The organism is Filimonas effusa (assembly GCF_004118675.1).
In the GTDB taxonomy this organism is placed as follows: Bacteria; Bacteroidota; Bacteroidia; order Chitinophagales; family Chitinophagaceae; genus Filimonas; species Filimonas effusa.
Genome location: NZ_SDHZ01000004.1, coordinates 1 through 20,969, shown reverse-complemented (window position 1 = coordinate 20,969; position 20,969 = coordinate 1). Strand labels below are relative to the sequence as shown.

15 protein-coding genes are annotated in these 20,969 nt (G+C 39.7%); 1 reads left to right on the top strand and 14 read right to left on the bottom strand.

Annotation, left to right across the window (positions count from 1 at the left end):
- Nucleotides 1-15: 15 nt before the first annotated feature.
- From ESB13_RS19695 to ESB13_RS19630, 14 genes are all read right to left on the bottom strand, one after another.
- Entirely contained in the window at nucleotides 16-762 is a 747-nt protein-coding gene (locus ESB13_RS19695) for a hypothetical protein (RefSeq protein WP_129005418.1), read from the bottom strand.
- A gap of 493 nt (nucleotides 763-1,255) precedes the next feature.
- Nucleotides 1,256-1,897 (bottom strand): SMI1/KNR4 family protein, encoded by a 642-nt coding sequence (locus ESB13_RS19690; protein WP_129005417.1) that lies wholly within the window; start codon nucleotides 1,895-1,897, stop codon nucleotides 1,256-1,258.
- A gap of 4 nt (nucleotides 1,898-1,901) precedes the next feature.
- A complete protein-coding gene (locus tag ESB13_RS19685) occupies nucleotides 1,902-8,267 on the bottom strand; it encodes a DUF6443 domain-containing protein (RefSeq protein WP_129005416.1) in 6,366 nt (2,121 codons plus the stop codon).
- An 11-nt stretch (nucleotides 8,268-8,278) separates the two neighbouring features.
- The gene (locus ESB13_RS19680) at nucleotides 8,279-11,791 is read right to left on the bottom strand and encodes a hypothetical protein (protein ID WP_129005415.1); all 3,513 of its coding nucleotides are present in this window, start codon (nucleotides 11,789-11,791) and stop codon (nucleotides 8,279-8,281) included.
- Between the two features lie 11 nt (nucleotides 11,792-11,802).
- Nucleotides 11,803-13,164 (bottom strand): hypothetical protein, encoded by a 1,362-nt coding sequence (locus ESB13_RS19675; protein WP_129005414.1) that lies wholly within the window; start codon nucleotides 13,162-13,164, stop codon nucleotides 11,803-11,805.
- Nucleotides 13,165-13,792: 628 nt separating this feature from the next.
- Nucleotides 13,793-14,896, bottom strand: a complete 1,104-nt coding sequence (locus tag ESB13_RS19670; RefSeq protein WP_129005413.1) for a phosphoadenosine phosphosulfate reductase domain-containing protein — start codon at nucleotides 14,894-14,896, stop codon at nucleotides 13,793-13,795.
- A 177-nt stretch (nucleotides 14,897-15,073) separates the two neighbouring features.
- Nucleotides 15,074-15,487: a hypothetical protein gene (locus ESB13_RS19665; protein ID WP_129005412.1), complete on the bottom strand. Its 414-nt coding sequence runs from the start codon at nucleotides 15,485-15,487 to the stop codon at nucleotides 15,074-15,076.
- A 102-nt stretch (nucleotides 15,488-15,589) separates the two neighbouring features.
- A complete protein-coding gene (locus tag ESB13_RS19660) occupies nucleotides 15,590-15,889 on the bottom strand; it encodes a hypothetical protein (RefSeq protein WP_129005411.1) in 300 nt (99 codons plus the stop codon).
- Between the two features lie 101 nt (nucleotides 15,890-15,990).
- Nucleotides 15,991-16,830 carry a DUF3560 domain-containing protein gene (locus ESB13_RS19655; RefSeq protein WP_129005410.1) on the bottom strand — a complete coding sequence of 280 codons (840 nt, stop codon included), beginning with the start codon at nucleotides 16,828-16,830 and terminating at the stop codon, nucleotides 15,991-15,993.
- 29 nt (nucleotides 16,831-16,859) lie between these two features.
- Nucleotides 16,860-17,060 carry a hypothetical protein gene (locus ESB13_RS19650; protein ID WP_129005409.1) on the bottom strand — a complete coding sequence of 67 codons (201 nt, stop codon included), beginning with the start codon at nucleotides 17,058-17,060 and terminating at the stop codon, nucleotides 16,860-16,862.
- 57 nt (nucleotides 17,061-17,117) lie between these two features.
- Nucleotides 17,118-18,176, bottom strand: a complete 1,059-nt coding sequence (locus ESB13_RS19645; RefSeq protein WP_129005408.1) for a DUF932 domain-containing protein — start codon at nucleotides 18,174-18,176, stop codon at nucleotides 17,118-17,120.
- Between the two features lie 53 nt (nucleotides 18,177-18,229).
- Nucleotides 18,230-18,451: a hypothetical protein gene (locus tag ESB13_RS19640; RefSeq protein ID WP_129005407.1), complete on the bottom strand. Its 222-nt coding sequence runs from the start codon at nucleotides 18,449-18,451 to the stop codon at nucleotides 18,230-18,232.
- A gap of 405 nt (nucleotides 18,452-18,856) precedes the next feature.
- On the bottom strand, nucleotides 18,857-19,426 hold the full coding sequence (locus ESB13_RS19635; RefSeq protein ID WP_129005406.1) for a hypothetical protein: 570 nt from the start codon (nucleotides 19,424-19,426) through the stop codon (nucleotides 18,857-18,859).
- A gap of 355 nt (nucleotides 19,427-19,781) precedes the next feature.
- Nucleotides 19,782-20,282 carry a hypothetical protein gene (locus ESB13_RS19630; protein WP_129005405.1) on the bottom strand — a complete coding sequence of 167 codons (501 nt, stop codon included), beginning with the start codon at nucleotides 20,280-20,282 and terminating at the stop codon, nucleotides 19,782-19,784.
- A 92-nt stretch (nucleotides 20,283-20,374) separates the two neighbouring features.
- On the opposite strand from ESB13_RS19630, the gene ESB13_RS23840 reads away from it, so the two are divergent.
- The gene (locus ESB13_RS23840; RefSeq protein WP_164974286.1) at nucleotides 20,375-20,545 is read left to right on the top strand and encodes a hypothetical protein; all 171 of its coding nucleotides are present in this window, start codon (nucleotides 20,375-20,377) and stop codon (nucleotides 20,543-20,545) included.
- Nucleotides 20,546-20,969 lie beyond the last annotated feature (424 nt).

Genomic DNA, 20,969 nt, shown 5'->3' with positions numbered 1-20,969 from the left:
TGGAAGTAATCTATTCTATGCTCCCTTTTTCATTATAGAATTTGAAAGCACACGCATAATAGTATTACTCTTAAGATCACTTTCATCCTTTGATATTCTGTTGTATTCAACAAGCACTTTCCGGCCTTTAAAATCCATCTCAGTTCTAAAATTTGGCAGACTGATATTTCTTAGTAATTCAGGCAGCCCGTCGATAGCAATGATTGCAACCTTGCTTATAAGTCCACCCAATTTTTCGTGAAGTAATTCTATTGAAACTTTACCGGGAGTACAAATTAATATATGATCAAAGTTTGAATGAATACATTTTTCGATTACCGTGGAATCACATGATAAGCTACCACAATTAAAAATAAAGCAGGCTATACATAAGCCGAATCTTTCCAAGGTAACATCAATGCCCATTACGTCATCACAAGTATTAGCGTACTCGGCTGTAAACCCCAAACTCCTGGCAATTTTCATAATCCGCTTTTTCAGTCCCTCACGCTCTTGATACTGAGCACTGTTGATAATACGTTCTGCTTTATTGGCTGCTGCTAAGGTGGTTGGAATATTAGAGCTGTAATTTCGTTGTGCCTGTTCTAAATATAACTGTGCCTTTTGTTCATCTTGTTGCGATAATAATTTCTGGGCCACTATTGCCGCTATCCTATCAATCATTTCCAACTCACCCTCACGAGGTAATAACCTTTTTTCCGACATAACACGTCCTTTGCCGTGTTGCTCTCCATGTAAGATCATCAAATATACAAAATTCAACAGCCGTTCCCAAGTTTTAAGTAACCTAATTTGTTACACAACTAACTGAATAACAATACCTAAAATAGATCTATTCCAAATATCAAACTGCCTCCAAAAATCAATTCAGAGGATTGCATGTGAATTAAACGTCTTGTGGAAAACAGTCAGCGTTGTATCTAACAAGGTGAGACGATGGAAGTCGAATTAATAGGAAGAATACTTACTATGACCGGAATGTGTAGGATGTTAAATGACTTTCTCTGTAGGACCTTATATTGTAATTGCTGAGGTTGTAGCGATATAACTTTCGAATTAGAAAATATGAATTTATTTACCTGTATGTTTAACTAGCCGAAGTAAAAAATTTGATTATCAATTAATAACAAGAAAAGCTAGACTTGTTTCATGCCTAGCTTTTCTTTAACGTTTATCGAAGTAGTGTAGAAATTAACGGCCAAAAGGCCGTAGGCATCCTATTTTTTAACTTGTAGTTAAAAAAGACAATCTACTATCAATAATCATCATCACTGAGATCCTCTGGATCAAATTCGTCAAAATCATCCTCGTCATTTTCTCTTTTAGACCTATCCCAATAATCGGAATTAGGATTAAGTTCTTTGAAAAATTGAAAGTAGTTATCACTAATTATCCACTCGCCATCATCATAGGAATATATTCCTTCATTAAGCGCAGCTATAACTGATTCCACAAACTTTTCCAGCGAATCATATTGGGACATAGGCTCAGATGACAAGGTAAGTTGCGGTGCGAATAAATAAACAAAACTATTGTAACCGTCATCCATATTTAAACACCAATAATCACCCCCAATGTTGGAAAAGATTGGAAAATATTTAGGATCAACATTCGCACCCAAACGACTTTTGTAAGAACTGATACAATCATCCAGTGAATAAAAAGTACCCATTGGCCAAAGATTATTGACCATATATGGACGTTTCTCATCAGAATAATTCACTCCTTGCCTCCATTCAAAGAGGTCTATAATAATTTCTGGTATATCCCTATCTAAGAAGTTCAGCTTTTGGATTACTCCCTCCCTAGTTAAGCCAGGAGAAAGCAAATTAACTATAGGGTGGTTAAACTTTTCCAGTAGATTTAGCAATCTGTTTAAAGATTCTATTACATTCATTTATTTATAAATTTAAAGGTCCAGGATTAAGTGCTGGCATGGGATATGGCTGTAGTGAGCTCGGAATTGGTGGTATCGTAACCTCCTGTGCCAATATACTTAATATTTGAATAAAACCAAGAAGCACATCCAATTTATCATCATTTTCTAAAACGCTCTGGAATGCTTTAGGAACCTCACCATTTCTACTAATAGGTATGACTAAGACTTTATCTCCTTTCTTTAAACGTAATGCTGCAAGGCTAGCCCCTTGTGACAAATTTTCTCCCTTAGGTACGGCTTGAACACGAGCGTAAGAACCTAAATAAAATCCTCCTTCTTCGGAACTCGCAAATGGATATTCATCTAACGATTCAACATCTTTTATTGGATCAGGACCATTGTAATGTCTTAAAGCCAAGGTACGTCTTTTTGCATCTCCATCAGAGTCCCAAGTTAATAGATAAGGCTTTCCCATTTTTATTGCCTCAACAGTGTTATGGTAAATATTTGGTGTCTTAGATTCAAAAACAAAATGTATGCGCATTCCAAGAATTGGTGCACCTCCCATTATCATTTGCATCATTCTGAATGCCGTTTGAGCGGCTGATCCTACAAGGGTATAAGCCTCTTCACCGTTGGGATCTAAATTATTGATAGGATTGTTATAATTATAGACATAAGGACTATAACTATAGAACTTCTCAATTTTAGGGTCCAAAACATTCCACCTGCCAATTTGATATTCATACATTCTTGACCCGAAGTCATACCATTCAGTTCCACTTCCATCCTTCATCTCATTAAATTGCAATTCCTTACCATTGTACCTCCGCTTATTCTCAAAATAGGAATTACTTTTCAACGCTTTTGAGCTAATCCCTACAAGGGTTCCTCCGTGTGGATAGTAATGAGTTTCTTCTAAGAGAGGACCACTTATATGTGATACGATTAGATTATCAAAAAGAACATCCTGGGCGCTTTCGTTTGAAAGATAGATGTAAATAAAGCCGGTTTTGGCAATTGCTGTCTTACCGACAATCAGTGAATTCAAGGAATCCTTTACGCCCTTAACCTGCCTAACCCCACTGTTCTCGTCAACTAAATTAAACTGGTCATCGAACAAGGCGAAATTCAAATAAGCCTTTGGCTTATCGGATAAATTCTCTGTTGGATCTTTTGCTTTAAGATTATCATATATGCTTGGTGTTAAGATTGAAATAGGAGCTGTTGCACCAGTACCATTATGAACCCCATCAACAATACCTCCACCTGAAAACGCGGATAAGATTGAGCTAACCATTGCTGAAGACGTAGAGGCAGATGTACTTGCACTATTATCTTTATACAGTGCCTTACATGCTATAGAAATGGTGTCTCCTGCCATCACACGCAAAACCAGGGAAGGACCGATTTTGTTACTATTTGTATTTAATTTACTAACATAATCGTTAGGATTAGTGGTGTTGTCCGTGGGATAGTACGAAGGCTTTGCAAATCGAGTATTATCAATATTTGAAAATAACGCATTTTCAAAACTCGACGCACTTGTTTCCATTGTCGCTGCATAAACAGCAGTATCAGATTTAGTACCAAGCACAACCCTAATATTACCCTGGTTATCTTTAATATAGTAATCAAAGGTATAACCGACGGCACTTCCTGTTTTGTAAATGGGTCGAATACGTCCTTCTTCAGTTTCAATGGACTTAAGTGTATCTACTCCATCTGCTCCTGCCTCGTAAACGAAATCTCCAATATAATGAATCCACTGATATTTACCACCGCTTGAAGTATCTGATATTAGTTTTGATACCTTTTCATCCCCACCTCGATATTGGAAGAAGATTTTCCCTTTGTTTTTAACCCATACGGCGGACACCTTATTATTATGGTTGTAAAGAATAGTATCAATGTTTTTATTCTTATCCTTTGATAAACTTCCTGATCCATTATAATAGTAATCCTGCGTTGTGTCACTAACAATCTCTTTAAAGTCACCAAGTTTACTTCGAGGATTGTTATACTTATCAGTAACAAATCTCAGTTTATTCCCGTTGGATAAGTACCCATACCTTAAACTATCCACCGGCTGGATTGTCACACCATTCATACCCATTTGTTTCATACTTAGCAGGTTCCCCATTGCATCATAACTCAGACTGCTTGTCGTAAAGTCCACTTTATCCTTCGTCCAAATACTGGCCCCAGGATTTTGCTGGTTAAAATTTGCCAGCAACAGCCGATTGAGATTATCATAGTTGTATCCATAAGACCGACTGATTCTATCGCCGCGCCCTTTCCATTTCTGCCCTGCCATATTACCATTGAGCTGAACTCCATCAAATCCATAATCATAACTGATTTCCTGACCAAACCAATTAGAGGTACTTGAAGCAGAGTTTACGAATGACCTATTTATACCTCGTAACCAGCCACGTACATTATATTCATAATTTTGCGTCTCAAGTTGTCCGCTTCCAGAAACACCCAGCCGTTTTTGAATAATCTGTTCCAACTCATTGTAACTACTGATTGATAACACCTTGGAGTATATAGGATCATCATTTACCTGTTTTCTAACTGTATCAATTCTCCCTATTCTATCCCGATGGTACATAGTAAGTAAAGTAACCTGAGGCGTAGCAGTACTTTTGGGGTTCGTGTGCTTTAGATAAGTTGAAATTAGTTCCCCTTTAAAATTAAACAGATTGTACAGTATGTCTTTACCTCCCTGGGTATTGTCTCTAATGGTTTGTATTTTCCTGGCTCTTTCATTATAATAGTTGGTTGTCATTACAAACTGACCATCATAATCTATTTGCTCACGATACCCTGTAACAAGCCCTCTGGTCATTTTACTACTAGCACTGGGAAGACTTTCAACATACAGATTCGATCCTCCCTGAGGTTTAGATAGGTCAGATACGACATATGCTGCTGCTCCCTGAAAAGCATATCCATCGTAGAAGGTATATACCTGTTTACTTATTATTGTAGTATCAATAAATGGAACTGGGTTAACTGGATTAAACGCATAGCTTGAAATTGAATCTGATAACGCCTGTCTAGAAAGTTGTGAATTTACCAGTGCCTGCAAAACCTCCCGGTTTTGGGTATCATAATAGTAGAGTTTCCATAAACCGATTTGTCTTAAATTGCCATCCCTAAATGCAATTTTCCTATCTCTTTTATCATATATTATTGACACAGAATCTGCTCCCGGGAACTTCTTCACCGCTGGCCGACTTCTCATGTCATATCGATACTGGTAGCAAAGATCATTTGCAATAGCCAGGGTAACGGTCCAGTTACCTTTTATCAATTCAACAGCCTTTGAAGGAACGACAAACCTAAGCCTATCAAGATAATCGTAGATTTGATAGGTGCAATTCCACCCATTTAATCCAGCATTAAGGTGATCTGAGACCAGTTCTTTAGTAAGTATGAGCTTTCCGGACCTATCTTTGAATTCAACAACAGAATTGTCGTTCTCATCGATAAATTCACTAACTATTAAAGTTCCTGGTTTGTAAAACCCTTTCTGCAATGGTAAGGATGCGCTGTCCGGATCGATCCTCCAAATCAGCACGGAGTCATAGACCGTATTTGCCCTATAGCCACTTTTCCTGCCGATTCCATTACCAGTCCAACTTCGTCCGGGTGCTGTTGATTTGATTATCCGATTAAGTGGAGAGTTCTCGTAAACAGTATCACTATAAAAATAGTCTTCCCTTGTGCCTAGTAAGTTTTTATAATAGACAGATTGCTTAGAGTTAGCATCGGTCCTAAAGTCGCCTGAAGTCAAATTATCAGTATAAGGTAAAAACTTACGATTTTCCCGTCCATAAGCATCATAAACACTAATCGATACAAAATCTGTAAGATTTGAAGTTGACTGTTTCTCAACTGTTTGAATCAGATTTCCAAGGCCATCAAAAAATTTAGTAGTCTGTAAAACATCATTGGGATTGGATAAGCCGCTGGCAGTTGCTAAGTCTGTTACTCCTGGCTTGATGATGGTTCTTGTCTTTTCATAATTCATATTGGCTGAATTATATCCAGTATAAGAAGGAATAACAGCGGTCGTTTGGGAACCAGCAACGGCGGCGGTCGTCGTATCTGGGCTGAACGTATCTGTTAAATCCTTTATTTTCACCCTAACCACATTAGACGCAATGATCGAATTACCACACTGGACCAATCGCCTGAACCAAGTCACCTTAGTAATATTATTGATCGTCGTTGAGGCGATGTTTGACCATGCAAGGTTATCCTGGGAGCTTTGATACTGGTAACTATAGTTACTGCACAATCCACCATTAGCCGCAAGTAGACTTGATAACGACACACTTCCTCCCGATGCTATAACAGCTGTATTTAAACCGATGGTTCCTGAATTAAGCGGCATATAAACGCAAACCGTATCACTGTATGCCGTGAAACTGGAACTTATAATTTTCAATCTATAGAAGGTCTTAGCTGTAATTTCGGGGACTTGATAAGATAAAGAAGATGCACTCGTTATATTTCCCCAGGTTATAGCATCATTCGATGACTGCCAATTGTAACTATAGACGCCAGTTCCTCCCTGTGGCGCATTCGATGTTAAACTAAGACCAGTGCTATACACAATGGTATCGGGCTTAAGATCTGCTGGAACGATAGCATCATAAACATAGAAGGAAGCCGTATTGGAGTTAGAGGATGCTCCATTACTTAAAACGGTTCTCCTAAAAGTAGTAGACACACCAAGAGCAGGTGGGGTATAATTTAACGAGGTGGCACCACTAATAGTCACCCATGTCGTTCCTCCATCAGTTGAACTATACCACTGATAAGAATAGGTGCCGTTTCCGCCCGTAGCTGCTGTACCAGTTATCTGACCGGGGGAAGAGCCTACAATTATATCACTTGTTGCAAAAGACAGAGTCCCCGGAGTTAGAGCGGGATATACATTTATCAAAATGGAATTACTGGCAACATTTACACCGTTACTTGTGACATTCACTCTAAAATAGCTGGTACTTGTCATAGCACCGGGAGAGTAGTTTTGGGCGGTTGCTCCGCTGATATTCTGCCAGGTAGCATTATCAGTTGATTTCTGCCATTGATAGCTATATGAGCCATTACCACCGCTTACTGTGTTGGTAATTGAACCCGGCGATGTATTGTAATTTATATAGTTACCAGCCCATGACAAAACGGCTGTTAGTTGAGGGTAAACATTTACAGATACCGTGTTGCTCGTAACAGAGACTCCGTTACTCGTCGTAACTATCCTATAGTACCTGGTTGCTGTCAGATTGGGAGTGACATAAGTTAGCGCATTGGCACCACTCACATTACTCCAGGAACTATTATCCGATGAAATCTGCCATTGATAAGAAAATGTACTATTCCCGCCTGATGGGCTGGTAGCTGAAAGCGTAGTAGCTGTATTATAGTTTACATTGGAAGTTGCAGCAGAAACAGATCCAGATACCAATTGCGGATAAACATTAACAACTACAGAATTACTGTAAACATCTACCCCGTTACTACTTGTCCAGACACGGAAATATGTCGTTTGAGTGGCCTGCCCGGCAGTCCATTTCATAAGACCGATAGTACCATTCATGGTAGTCCAGGTGGAGTTATTATATGAGTATTGCCAAACAATAGAATAACTGCCATTGCCGCCGGTTGGCACGGAATATCGCAGGGTATCAAAAGCCGTGTTATAATTAATGTTTTGGCTGGACGGAGACAAACTACCTGAGATCAACTGCGGATACACCGTTATCTGGCTGATATTGCTATATACCGTTTCCGTCCCCTTTACAGCCTTTAACCGATAATAAGTAGTCGCTGTCAAGGCTGAAGGAGTATAATTAACAGCTGTTGCCCCTGATATATCAGTAAAAGACGCTCCATCACTACTTTGTTGCCATTGGTATTGCAGCGTACCAATCCCCCCTGTAACACCACTATTAGAGAGCTGACCGGGACTCGTATTGTAGTTAATGGTCGATGAAGACGGATAAGTCGTACCAGCAGCCAAATGATTGGCCACCAACACAGAAGCTACGGGGCTAACATCTGTACTCCCGTTGCTATTACTGGTGAAATATACCCTGTAATACCAGGTTTGAGTGGCTCCGCTAGGATTATATGAGGTTGAAGTTTCACCGGAAATGACATAAAAATCAACATTGTTAGATGATCGTTGCCATTTATAACTATATCCGGATATGTCTGGTCCTCCTATGCTTATTATTGACGCCGTGCCTCCGCTGAATATGCTCTGTGTAGAAGGAGAAATGTTACCCCGTTGAGCTACAACAGATATAGAAAAAACTATGAGTATAAGTAAGCAAAATAAAGATTTGCTATATAGTTGTCTATTCATAGGTGGGGTTATTATTGTTTGAAGTTGTAGTCGAATGTTTGAAGAATATTATTGTCCTGATCCCGGACAATCTGAAGGCGGCCTAACCCATCATATTCATAATAGGCAGTCAACCCTTTTGAATCGGTTCTTGAAATAATCCCGATTCCAGGAGCATAACAGAAGGTTTCCATTTGTGCCGTAGTTGGAAATAATCTTAATTCATCTATTGCTCCCGTACCAGCAACTTTGATCGACGTAACACCTGTTACCAAATGTTCATAATAAGTCCAGGAATTACCAGCTCTTACCACCGATCTTCCAGTTACAACGGGGCTTGTTCCAGCTACAGTATATGGCCCGTTTTTACTCCAATATGACACAACGTAGGATAAAGAAGAAGTTAACCCTGTTTTGGTCAATCCAGCTGTCGTTAATGAATAGGTATTCGTACCAGTTATACCGACCCCGCTTGTAATATTGGCGGAGATTACACCGGTCCATGATCCACTTCCATCAGCTTCAAAACTAGTATAGGCAATGTCTGCTACCGCAGCATTAGACACTTTCGCAATAGGAAGTGTTGAACGATAGTCCCAAATTACAGAGTTGAAAACGTCACTGTCTTTTTGCTGTTGAGCAACATTTCCAAATTGGTCAAAATAGTTAAATCTAGCCCTCACTTCAGATGAATAATTCCCGATCTTCACTTCAGTATTCAATGGCAGAAACAACTTAGAATCACCAAAATAATCAACATAATTTCGCAAGATGGTTGTTACGTTTTTACCATTTATTGATTTCTGTTCTTTGATCTTAGGGCTAAGTATATTTCTAGTAACCATCTTCTGAAACACATTTCCGGAGGCCGCAAGTTCACTAGGGTATTGAACAGTTTCCAGAAGGGTATCCCCATTACTTTCAACTCTCTGACGCGAATTGATCAAAAGGTTGCTATTAAAGTCCATAGCTTCAATCTTTGAGAAAAAATTACCCGCATCATCAAAAATGCTATCTGAAACAATCGTCGGCAGCATTATTCCCGAGGTAATGGGAACGGCATAACAACTTGCTTCATACGAAAGGGCGCTTTCACAACCGCTTGACCTATAGCGCGGTTTTATCTTCAAAACATACTGTTGATCAGCCTTAGCTATCTGGTAGGAAATTCTCTTTCTGGATTGAAGGACATAACTTCCACCAATATATTTATATATATCCTCTCCGGTCTGATAGCCATTTTTCCAGTTATTAGAAATAAGATAGATCCCATTTACAAAATATTCCGAAGGCAGCGGATCACTAACTCCATTATTGGAAATCGTGGAACCGTCCTGATATATATCATAATACAAAACCCGTTTCCCATTAGGAATACCTACTGAATCGACTTCATATTTTGTGACTTTCCTATATAAAACCGGACTACCGGTGTATTGAGTAGTGGGGTAAATACTATTAGAGTGGAAAATATAAGAATATCCGACAGGATTAAAAGATGGGTTTTCCTCGGAAAAGTCAACACAAGCCGGGTCCATTGTACCACCAGTACAACCAACCTTGCTAACAATTTTTTCGAAATTTATATCCTGATAATACTGAGGTGTAAGAATTACGCCAATACCACTATCTCCGTATTCATAAGTTTGCCTATTTAAAAACCGGCCACTCAAATCATAATTGGTAATCTGTTTTACACGAAGCCCCCCTCCTTTCTTTACATCGGGAATCGCGGAAGTCGTATCCACCCAGTTTAGCATAACACTTGCATTAACGCTACTATTGGTTGTGTAAATATTTATATCAATTTTATACGTATGGCTTGGTTGCAATGAAATCGCTATGATCCCAGGATTGTAGGCTGTTCCTTCATTGCCTAATGAAGCCGGTGTCTCAATCCTGCTAAATACTGTATCTCCTGTAGCCACATCCTTAATTATGATACGCGGGCGATCCGTAAATCCCTGGCTAGTATTCGTTTTTGAGATATAAGGCGTACAGGTAAAATAGGTGGCACTGGAACTGACCGCAAAGGTGGTAGTATTTGAAACCTGGACACCTCCTGTAACAAAACAACTTGCCGTTTGTGGGCTTTTAGAAGTCAGGTTAGTTTTATAACGATGTGGCTCATAATCAAATACACTAGTACCTTTGGTAGGATATTGTATCTTCTTCAAAGTACAAGCCAGCATAGCCGAAGAATCGATTTCTCTATTGGCACTACCAAAAGAGTAGTAATTCATATTGTAAATAGTTGATTGTATAGCCATTGTACCACTCTGGCTAAACTTACCATTATTAAAACCCCATCGATCCATCGCAAAACTTTCCCTTGGAGCCATCATTCCTGTGTCATACTCCATTCGGTAAACAGATGGTTGGGCTGTCGAACCAACAGACAGCATTGAAACAGAATCCAGTCTAAGTCTATATAATTTCACGTCTGAGACGGTAGTTGAATATGGGTTACTGAAAAAATAACTTTGATTCATTTTCCAGCGCTTTATCTGTGTGTAAACCCCATTTTTTTCAGCAAAAACGCCGATCTCAGACATCCTTTCTCCAGAACCTCTAACATCTTGTCTATCACATACGTTGGTAAAAGAAATCTTACCACCTCTCCATTTTATTTCTTTAATATATGACTCATTATGAGTTATAGTCTGATAGTAATCTTTAGCTTGTGTACCAAGGCTTGCAGAAAATGTGGCATAACTATTTCCTCCGGCGTCTTGCATACCGCAGCTGCCATCTGTCATTCCAATGGTAAAGGTTCCGTTAACTATTTGGCTATAGGACGTATTACAGGTAGTTTCATAAGTAAAAAAGACAGTATCAATTGAATTGGCGGCTATTAATTTCGTTAGCATCCATTCACTGGTATAAGCTACATTATCCTGAGTACTACTTGCTGATTGCTTCTGATCGAATATATATTTAATGCCGTTTACGTCGGTTATAACAAAGTTTCCCCCAGTAAATTGAATAACGTTATTGGAAGCCGGTATTTGCATTACGCTGCCATCATGCCTGAATATGAACTTTCCAGCTTGTCCCAAAAAGCTATACTGAAATACATCCGGTTCAGCATCAGCAAGATTGCTGTGAACATTAAACAGATATTGTCTGTAAGTTGAACTGCCACTTCCAGCCATTACAACATCATTTGCTGCCGGGGCATTTATATAACCATTGGTCGGCGTTTCATCTGGCAAACCAATTACATTTCTGGAAATCATTCCTGTTCCAGTTAAAGCCCATCCTATCCCGACGCTACTGGAAACTTCGTCCACACGTATGCCTGAACTATGATAATTTAATGAAACAGGTAAAACAATTCCCGCTATTTCAACGGTGTAAATTGGAATTGATATTTCGGGAACACCGGTCGTCAGGGAAACAGGAATATTGCCAAACTTGCCAATCGATGCAACTTCCGGAGATACAGTTTTGACATTGATTAAATCGACGGGCGGCGCACTGGTTTGGGCTAAACACACGGAGACCAACATCGATAAGATCAATGATAATGGAATTAACTTCATAGATATAACATTTAAAAATTATAGCCTAGACGGACTTTAAGGTGATTGGTTTTGGATTTGTCTTGCGGGATAAAATCATATAATAACTGAAGGTTGCCCTTCATTTTAGCGTTAATCTTGTACTTTTTAGAAATCCCCAAAAGCGCACTTTCAGTCCAGTGATGTGAACGATAAAGTTCAGACACATGGGAAAAGGGCTGGAAGTAGTTCTTTTCATAGCCCCCGGTTACGTAGAAACTGCCTTTAATTCGATGGTCTATATAGGATCGAAGGCCGATTCCCTGGTGAGAAAACGCAATGTGGTTCCAACCACTTCCCAAACCAAGTTTGTAACTAATACCTATTCCAATGCTTCCATTTTTATTAAACTTATACCCAACCTGACCGGCTATATCAGTTATTGTAGGGTAATAGGAACTATTCTTTTGAAATTGAATATTTCCGCCGAATTCCAGGCGTTTCAGGAAGGGCTTTGTTTTCATTGGATTAGGTTTAAAATCCGGCATTTCTGCGGCGCTATTTAGTTCCGGATACTTATTCTTTAATTCCGATAGCTTGTCTTTCGCCTGTTCCAGCTGTTGACTTATAGCCGCACGGGCATTAGGATCAGTACCTACACGGGTCTGGACTATTTCTTCCACCTGCGTTCTAACCTGTAAACCTTCGAGGGAACGGGTGTTGTTGTAATCTTCACCTAGATTAAATAAGCTGCCAACAATGGAATTATTTTTAACGAATTCATTATAGGCAGGTAGTTTCTTGAGTTCACTAAGGGCCTTCCTTTCAATCTTAGAGGGGTTCTCATAAGTTGATTTATATTCCGCTAACTGCTCCTTATAGTAATAGGCTTGTTTACTTAGACTTTGCAGGTTTTTAGAGAACTGCGTATACTGTATTAATTGTTCTTGAAGTTGCCGCTTTCTACTCTGTATATAGGCTTGAATATCCTCGGTAACTTTTAGCTTACCTTGTAGCGCCTCCTGGTTTTTCCGGGCCTGATCCAGATACTGATTTGCAAAGCCATTTTTTTGCAAAAATTGCAGGGATAATTGCGCGGTATCCAGATGACCGCTAAAAGGAATTTTGGAATACACTTTACTTTTTACGGCATTTGAATAGGACTGAACGTCGCTCGCAAAAAGCTCTTTTGCCTTTTGGTGGTCCAATTTCACAAGTTTGTTTTTAATCTTTCGTTCTTGCCTGCTAAATTTCCTTAGCATCTTTTGGGAATATTGGCTTATCTTTTTTTCGTAAGCCCCTGTTGATTGTTCAACATATCTTACGTATCTAATTTGGTTCTTTATACTGTCCTGAGCACTAACAAGGCATGGAAGTAGCACAAAGGCAATCGGGATGAATGAGATTAACTTCATATAGGGGGTTGATCCTTTAGGTACAGATTCGATAAAAACTTTTTGAAAGTAATACAATTTTTTATTCCTAAATAGTTAATCCGAGGTTAACGACATTGATTCAAAACAATCATTAATGACAAATGACTACGATTTAATTTCGATTTCATATTAAAATTATTTATCACATCAAAACAGTGTTTAACGTAATAGAATCCTGTAAAATCCCTATACACAACCAAAGAGTCATTTTCCCTTAATGAAAGATCTCACCTAACTTAACCACCTGTATATACTGGTTTCAATAGACCAATTATCCCAAAAATGAAAGAAGAAAATCAGATTAATATAGAGGGAATTACCTATTCCCAAGAAACAATAAAGCACATTCACTCTGTGGTATAAACGATTAAGCCGAAATACGTCATCTTGGAATTGACTTCAACTTAATCTTATAATTGATATAACCACCAACGACGTATTGGGGTCTTAATGGCCGATTTTGGGAAAGATGTTCAATATCCTGTTACCACCGTTTCTTTGTTACTTTCTTTGCGGATGTCAAAGAAAGTAAGGCTGATACATTTGCAGCCGCTGCCAGCGCAGTATCGCCAGGATAGCGATACTGCGGCGTTTGTAACAAATGCCATTACCTTTCTGAACAACCTCTTTTATATGCTCCAACAGGTAGCAACCAATGTTCGCTCTGGCTCATTCTAACAGGCAGATCATAAGTATAAGAGGTTGCAACTATGACATTTTCATCATCAAGGTTGACAAATGGTTTTCCAGAATCAATACAAGCAGCCAGCGTGGTATTTCGTTTCATGGTCACCCCAAACTGTTCTTCATAAGCCATCAGGGCATTACCTTGATCGGGGCTTATTCTATAGCTGGTTGCAAATTGATCAGGATTGCCAAAAATGCAGAACTTACAGGAGCAACGAGAGTACCCAAGGTAATAACAAGGATGTACCCGTACTCTATGTGCTTTGATAATATCCCACACCTGTTTTTCTTTCCAGTTTAAAATGGGCCTGTACCTATCGACATGTCGGTGTTTTTTGCCTCTTATGATTCTACGCACTTTGGTTTGGGCCATTCCGTTGCTAGTATGGGTTACAGTTTTAGAGAATGTCTCACGATAACGGCAATCCGCTTTGTCAGTTTCCCACATTTTATATTTTGCCCTGGCAGGGCTTTCCTCTCCCCGTTCACCGGATATAAATAGTGTACGTTTCCCGTTAAATCTATTCTGGTTTACCAATGCCTTAACGCCAACATCAATTTTAAGGTAAGAAGAACACCAGCGCAATGATAAATCAGGTGTAACCTGCGGGAAACGTAACCTTGTATTAGGTTTGCCGGTTTTGCCGCCAGTTGTTTGAATGCTGCCGTCTGGACATTCGAAATTAACCGGAGCCGTTAAAGCGTTCTCCCGTAACATTTCCCTCCTAAATCCACCTTGCTTCCAGGAAAAATAAATCGGGACGTTGAATGCTTCCGCAAACGCCCGGCAATAAGCTGGTGTAACCTCCCAATCCATTAACGTCTGTTCCCGTCCGTCAATGTCATGGTGCCATAATTCAATTTTAGACAATGGGATACCTTGATCCAACAAGTATAAAAAACAGGCTGTAGAATCTTTGCCGCCCGAAAACGCGACTATATATTTATCATAATCATGAAGATTATAATTACCGCTTTCGGTAATAGGCACTATAGTAGATTGAATATTATCAATACTGGACATAACAATAATCATTTATTCCCTCAGCAGGGATGTGATGTGTAATGAGTGTTGAAAAAGAATGGAAACGAGCGAATGCCGTTTCTTTGTTACTTTCTTTGCGGATTCAAAGAAAGTAATCCCCGGCCCGCTGGCCGGGGCTAATGGGTTTCAGCATTTGCAGCCTTTGCCTGGGAACTGTTAAAATAGACGTTCAAAAGGGGCAAACCACCAAAGTCTGCGATCTGAAGGAAGGTACGGCCGATAATAAATGCGCATTAACAGGTCATTGGAAAGGCTAATACATTTTTCTAAGAGTATAGACCTTAACCCCTCGTAATCTGTAGTGATAAAGAAATAAACTGGCTGAATAGCGGAAATACCAAAATCAATTTCAGTTTTAAATGGGAACTCTGTCCCTTCTATGATTAAGGAGTTTTTAAAATGCTGCCCATTGGCTAAATAAATCGAGTCTCCCGCTAAACTGCTCTTTATTTCAAAGCAGGACAAATCAACATTGTATCCGGTAACTTTCATATGCCAACGACGGGTTTTATAATTGGGTAATAGTTTATCTATAACGGTGTAATATTCACCAATAATTAGAGGCTTCATAAATGATGTACCTGATTATTTCCGTCAGGATAACGGTTAACAACTAGTTGTAAAAAATAAATCTAAAAGCTGATTTCACACCATGCCTGTGAGATAGCTCACTTAGTAAGCTGATTCACTCTTTCCGCTTTCTGATAAATCTATTTTATAAAATCCTTTGGGATCAATCCAATATTTGCCGCCGCCGTTATCACACGTATCCGTTTCCTGGATAATCTGAAAGACCAGATTAGCCAATGCTTCCTGTGCAATTTCTTCCGCAGCGGCGTCTGATATACCAGGAAATCCCTTTTGTGAGGCAGTTTCATTGATAGCATCTAATAAAAAATGCTTTTCACTGGCGTGACATGCATCATATATATCATTCCAGCCATCCGGTGATATTGATATACTCCAAGCCATAAAAAAGGTGCGCTCAGGGGGTGACCGGGAACGCTGCCGGTTTTAAGGTTTACATCTGGTTATATACCGGCCCGCATGGGCCGGTATATATATGTGCTATTTCAATCCTGACTGTCTGGCAATACGTCCCCCTGTGCAGGTTCTTCTTTTTGTGGAAGCGTTTTATTAGCAATGTCACGCAAAGCAGATTTTGCGGCGTAGATGCCGGAACCGTTTAAATGCCGCTGCCAAGCCTTTTCTGAAGGTGTCCAACGAAAACAATGGGATTTTAAAATAGATCTGATTTTTTCTTCCGGTTTACCTGGGAATAACAATTGTACGCGGTTGGCTTCCACGTTTATTCTAAGTGTAACGCCATTGTGTTCTGATTCGGAAGATTCCCATTTCTCCACGTTCTCTAATTGCTTAATACGTGCTTTCAATCTTCTAATTTCGGCACCGTTATTTGTCAATTTGTAATGAGGGAAACCTATTTGTTTACAACAATCTGGAGTATTTAAATCGATCCATTTCTCTTCACTGCTTCCGGGTAACTTTAAAAATGCTTCTTTATCCTTCTTTTTGATGCACTTATTAACAGCCTTCATATAGGTTTGCAGGTCTTCATACTCCTTTAATTTTGTACGAAGTTTATCCAGCGCCTGCGGATCATCGGAGAAAATAGCGGTGTTGCTTTCAATGGTTTTTGCCTTATCAGCATAATAGGCGGCCTTTTCAGTTGATTTAATGGACTGGCCGTGTAAATTGTGTATTCGATCCAGGTCGCGGCGGTGCCTTTTTTCTGAATGATGCCCTATCAAAATCGGCTGGCCCATTGGAATAAATGATGCTATTTTATCCGCTTCATTATATTGCTGCACCGACAAACGGGTATTCTTTTCAGATTGTTCAATAGCATTATCAATGCGGTTCTGCTTGCGTTGTTCAAAATTGTGTTTCATAATAATATTTTTTATAGTGATTAAATTGTTTACAATGTCCAAGGCTCCCCGGATGCCGGATCTTTCGGCCAGGTATCTATCCACCTGACATTTAGGATTTCTATGTCTGGCGAACCGGGAAAACTGATTTCTTCGCTTTGTTTTTCGAATTGGTTAATAATCTGCTTTTTGTCAGGCAATGCGGAGTCTACCATCACCCTAACGATGACGTATAAGGCATGTTTAGCCATTGGGAACGATTTATATGATATTGGAATTAACCGGGGGCTATGCCCCCGGTTATGGGGTTAATTAAATTGCAGTGCATCAGCGCCATACTGCGCGAATGATTCACACAGATTAAATGCTTTTTGGGCTTTCTTTTCGGCTGTACCTCCGTATAAAATGGCGTTAACCTGGTCGGAAGGATTATCATACTTTGCGACATTTTGAAAGTAGCCGGTAACTGCATTGTAAGCCCCAAATAACTTACCTTTTGTTGATTCTATCAATTGCGTATCACTACCGAATGCATAAGAAAAAGCGTCTCCCAGTTGATTTTTAAACCGGGTACTTACTTCTTCCCACTCGCCTTTTTTAATATTGGTAATTGTCTCCTGGTTAGGTGCTAAGGCAAGCGTAATCAATTCCTTTACCTGCTGGTCTGTTATACTAATTTTTGCCCAGTGGTTAAAAGTGTCAGAGATGGCAGGTGTACATTTGTTTACCATACCCATTACGCGGTGTGCTTCTTTTAACCTGTCCTTTGCATTAGCGGTATGCCGTATTTTAATTTTATTTGAACAATTGCCTAAAGCTGCGTTTAAGGTATTGTTACACACGATACGCACGGGAGTAAACGCAGCCACAATTGAGCCGCTGCCGTCGTGTGATGTAGTAAGGAATAGATAGTTTTCCATTGTATCTATCCCCGCAACAGTAATATAAGAGGGTAATTTAGCAGTAATAAAAATACGCTCACCTTTGCCTAATGCACCTGCTGTTTCGTAGTAGATATTCTCAGGTCCCGCGATGCAATCAAAAAAGCTAAATGCATCAATATTCTGGATTACCTCGTAACCACTTCCTACCACACCAAGCGGCTGATTTGTATCGGTGCGCACAGTAGCGAAAAAGTCAGGCACTTTAACATCTGGTACAATTAATTCATTTGGTTCCTCTCCGATAGTATCGTAGGTTATCAAAGGCCGTTTAGCTACTTCAAAATTGAGTTGTGAGGCTTCCAGTACATCCCCACTACGTTGATACTTATCCGCTATGTAACCTTTTTCGTGCCATGCCTTTTGACGTACAGAGTAAAAAGCGTGTTTTCCTGTGATTTGATTAAAATTTATATTATCTGCCATATAATAGCCGTTTATTTTTGACTGGCGGCGGCATACGCCAGGGTTAAACGTGATTAAATAAAAAGTGTGAGGTTGCTTGTAGAAACTTGGGGTTTGGCACGGGTGCTGTGCTTTGAAACCAAGCGGTAAAGCATGACATTTTCATTGAGGAAGATGCCCCAGGCATAGCACAACGCGCGGCTGCGTGATACATGCGTTTCGGCTTGAATTGCCCAGGATGTAGCCATGATCTTTGCTAATGGCAGCGGCGCATTTGATTTTTCAGGATGTTTCATTTGTGTGTTTTTTTGGCGTGATCATTTTCAAAAGAAAAAAGAGAAAAAGAAAGCTTATCTCTCCGGGGTGGGCTAACGAAAAACAAGGTTGGGGGCATGAAATATTACCTTTCCGGAGCCGGCAAGGCTCTGGGGAGGTAATATTTCTTGCGGGACCCCGGCCTTGTTTTTCGTTAGCCCACCCCGTACTTTTGTTTTCTTTTTTCTCTTTTCTTTTGAAAATGATTAGAGACCCAGTGACGCTTGCGGCACGGGACCAATAAAAAAGCCGCCTCGTGTGAGGCGGCAATAGGAGTTATTACAAATTATCAGAGGCGCTTGCTAATGGAAAAGGACGACGCTATTATCAGCATCCCTATTTAGAATAACCTATACCAGCGTATAGGTTCAAGTATCGGTTATGTATCAAAGTCTAAAGATTTTCTTCTCAGCGCTGCTAACGGGTTCATTGGAATTGAGGAAACTATACAACCTCATTTGAGCAGTCAGTTCTTCCTTAAAAAAGGGATCATCTATCTCGTAATTTGGCGGGGTTTCGTACCAGGGGATGACGCTATCTTTTACTGAATTGAGCACTTCGATCGGATGCCAGCCGATGTCTACTACATTATTGACATTCTTATTTTTTACAAAAACGAGGGCACTTTCAGTTGCCTCCATTATTTTTAAAATGCCGCATTGATCAGGTATAGCAAAATCGAGGTTATCAATATCAATATTCCGTACCAATTTCAAATGCCTTCGTTGTTCAGTGAGGTTGATTGCAGCGGCATCATCAACGACATTCCATAAAAATGCAATTGCATTTTGCAATACGTCTCTTTCTTCTTTATGCCCAATGTGATTGAAGTAGATTCCGTACTGCCTATCAAGATAATCCGCTGTCCAGACAGCGGCAAAAAGCAGCTTTTCCTCTGGTAATTTCTCGACCAATGGCTTTATTTCCTCTTTGTATGTAGCGTAAAGAAGTGGCATTTATTTGGTTGATAGCGCCGCCAAAGTTAGTTTAAATTTAGTCATATTACGGGGGCCACATCCCAACCTTGTTTAGTGGGAGCCGTATATCAGGTGATCGTGCGCAAGCTATAAATAGCGGAACGCAGTGAGTATATCGCCGCGAAAGCCCTTGTTGAGAACGGAAAGGCAGGTCGTACATTCGCGGAGAAAAAATGGTGAACAAGAAAGCAAAAATAGGCTACAGCTATCGTCATCAAAAGGCAAACCGCCCCAAAAATTGAAGGCGGTCTGTGGGTTATTCCCGCAATAGTCCTATCGCTGATGGGTTGCGCTCCCGCATTGCCCATTTCCTTTTCGGACTATAAGTTAAATACTATCTCATATTGCGTCTCTGTCCATTTGTAGACCGTACATATCTTGGATTACGTTGAGTTTGCCGGAAGGACAAAATTTCCTTTTCCATTTGCTCATAAGACATCACCTTATAGGCGATGGTAGTTCCAACTTGTAAAAATGGATATTTAGCTAGATCATCTCCGGCAGCTTTGTTATATTCTTCAGGAGATATACCGTGTAAAGTAACATATACACCCGGCTCTCTATTGCTGGCATATCCCAAATAAATCTTCGTTACATTTATTACACCATCACTGTCATGAACTGCGGCATAATCCAGTGATTTATCCAGTTGAAATTGAGTAGCCAATGCAGCACTGAAGTAGTAATCTGGAATCTTGTTTAAAGCTAATATAGCTTCATTGAAACATGTGAAAGTATCTCGTTTATTAAAGATTTCCGGAGAACGGATTTTACTTCCCTTCTGCTGCTCGTATCTAAATCCTGAAGTAACAAGAAATGCTGTTTCATTATTCATCTGATAAAATCATTCATTAAAAGATTAATAAAAAGCAGGAAGCAGAGATTACATTAACTGGATCATTTTGTTACCTTTGAACTTAAAACCTTATGAGTGATCAATCTGCTATATTTACCTCTGACCAGATGCATCTGATAGATAACTTAAAGGAAATTCTGAAGGAATTGAAGGCGCAGGATGTACACATATCTGCTGTTGCAGATTATGAAGTAAACATTTTCCTGGACGCTGACGGGAAACCATATGTTTCTATTAGTTGATTTTTACCGAATAGCGAACCGAACATTGAACGTCGCCTTTATATTTGCATTTTAAATAGATTTTATGATATTCAGAAACGGTTTAAAGGAAGTAACTATAGGGATTATTATAGCTGGTCTGGCGATCTTGGTATTATTTGCCGGAAGGCAAGATCAGGGGTTTTCCAAGCCTCTCCATTGTTTTTTAATGAGTTCAGCTTCGTACATTATTCTAATTCCGACTAAATTGGCAAAGTATATATTCCCACTTGGCTATTGTTTACTAATCTATGCTGGCTAATCAAGGCATAAAACACCGAACGGAGCGTCGCCTTTACATTTGCCCAGGGAACCGAACGCTGGTATCCCCCCAAACACCCCGCACGAGCAACAAACAGGCAAATAATTTATCATTGCACCCAATTTATAGGCAACTGTGTTTAAC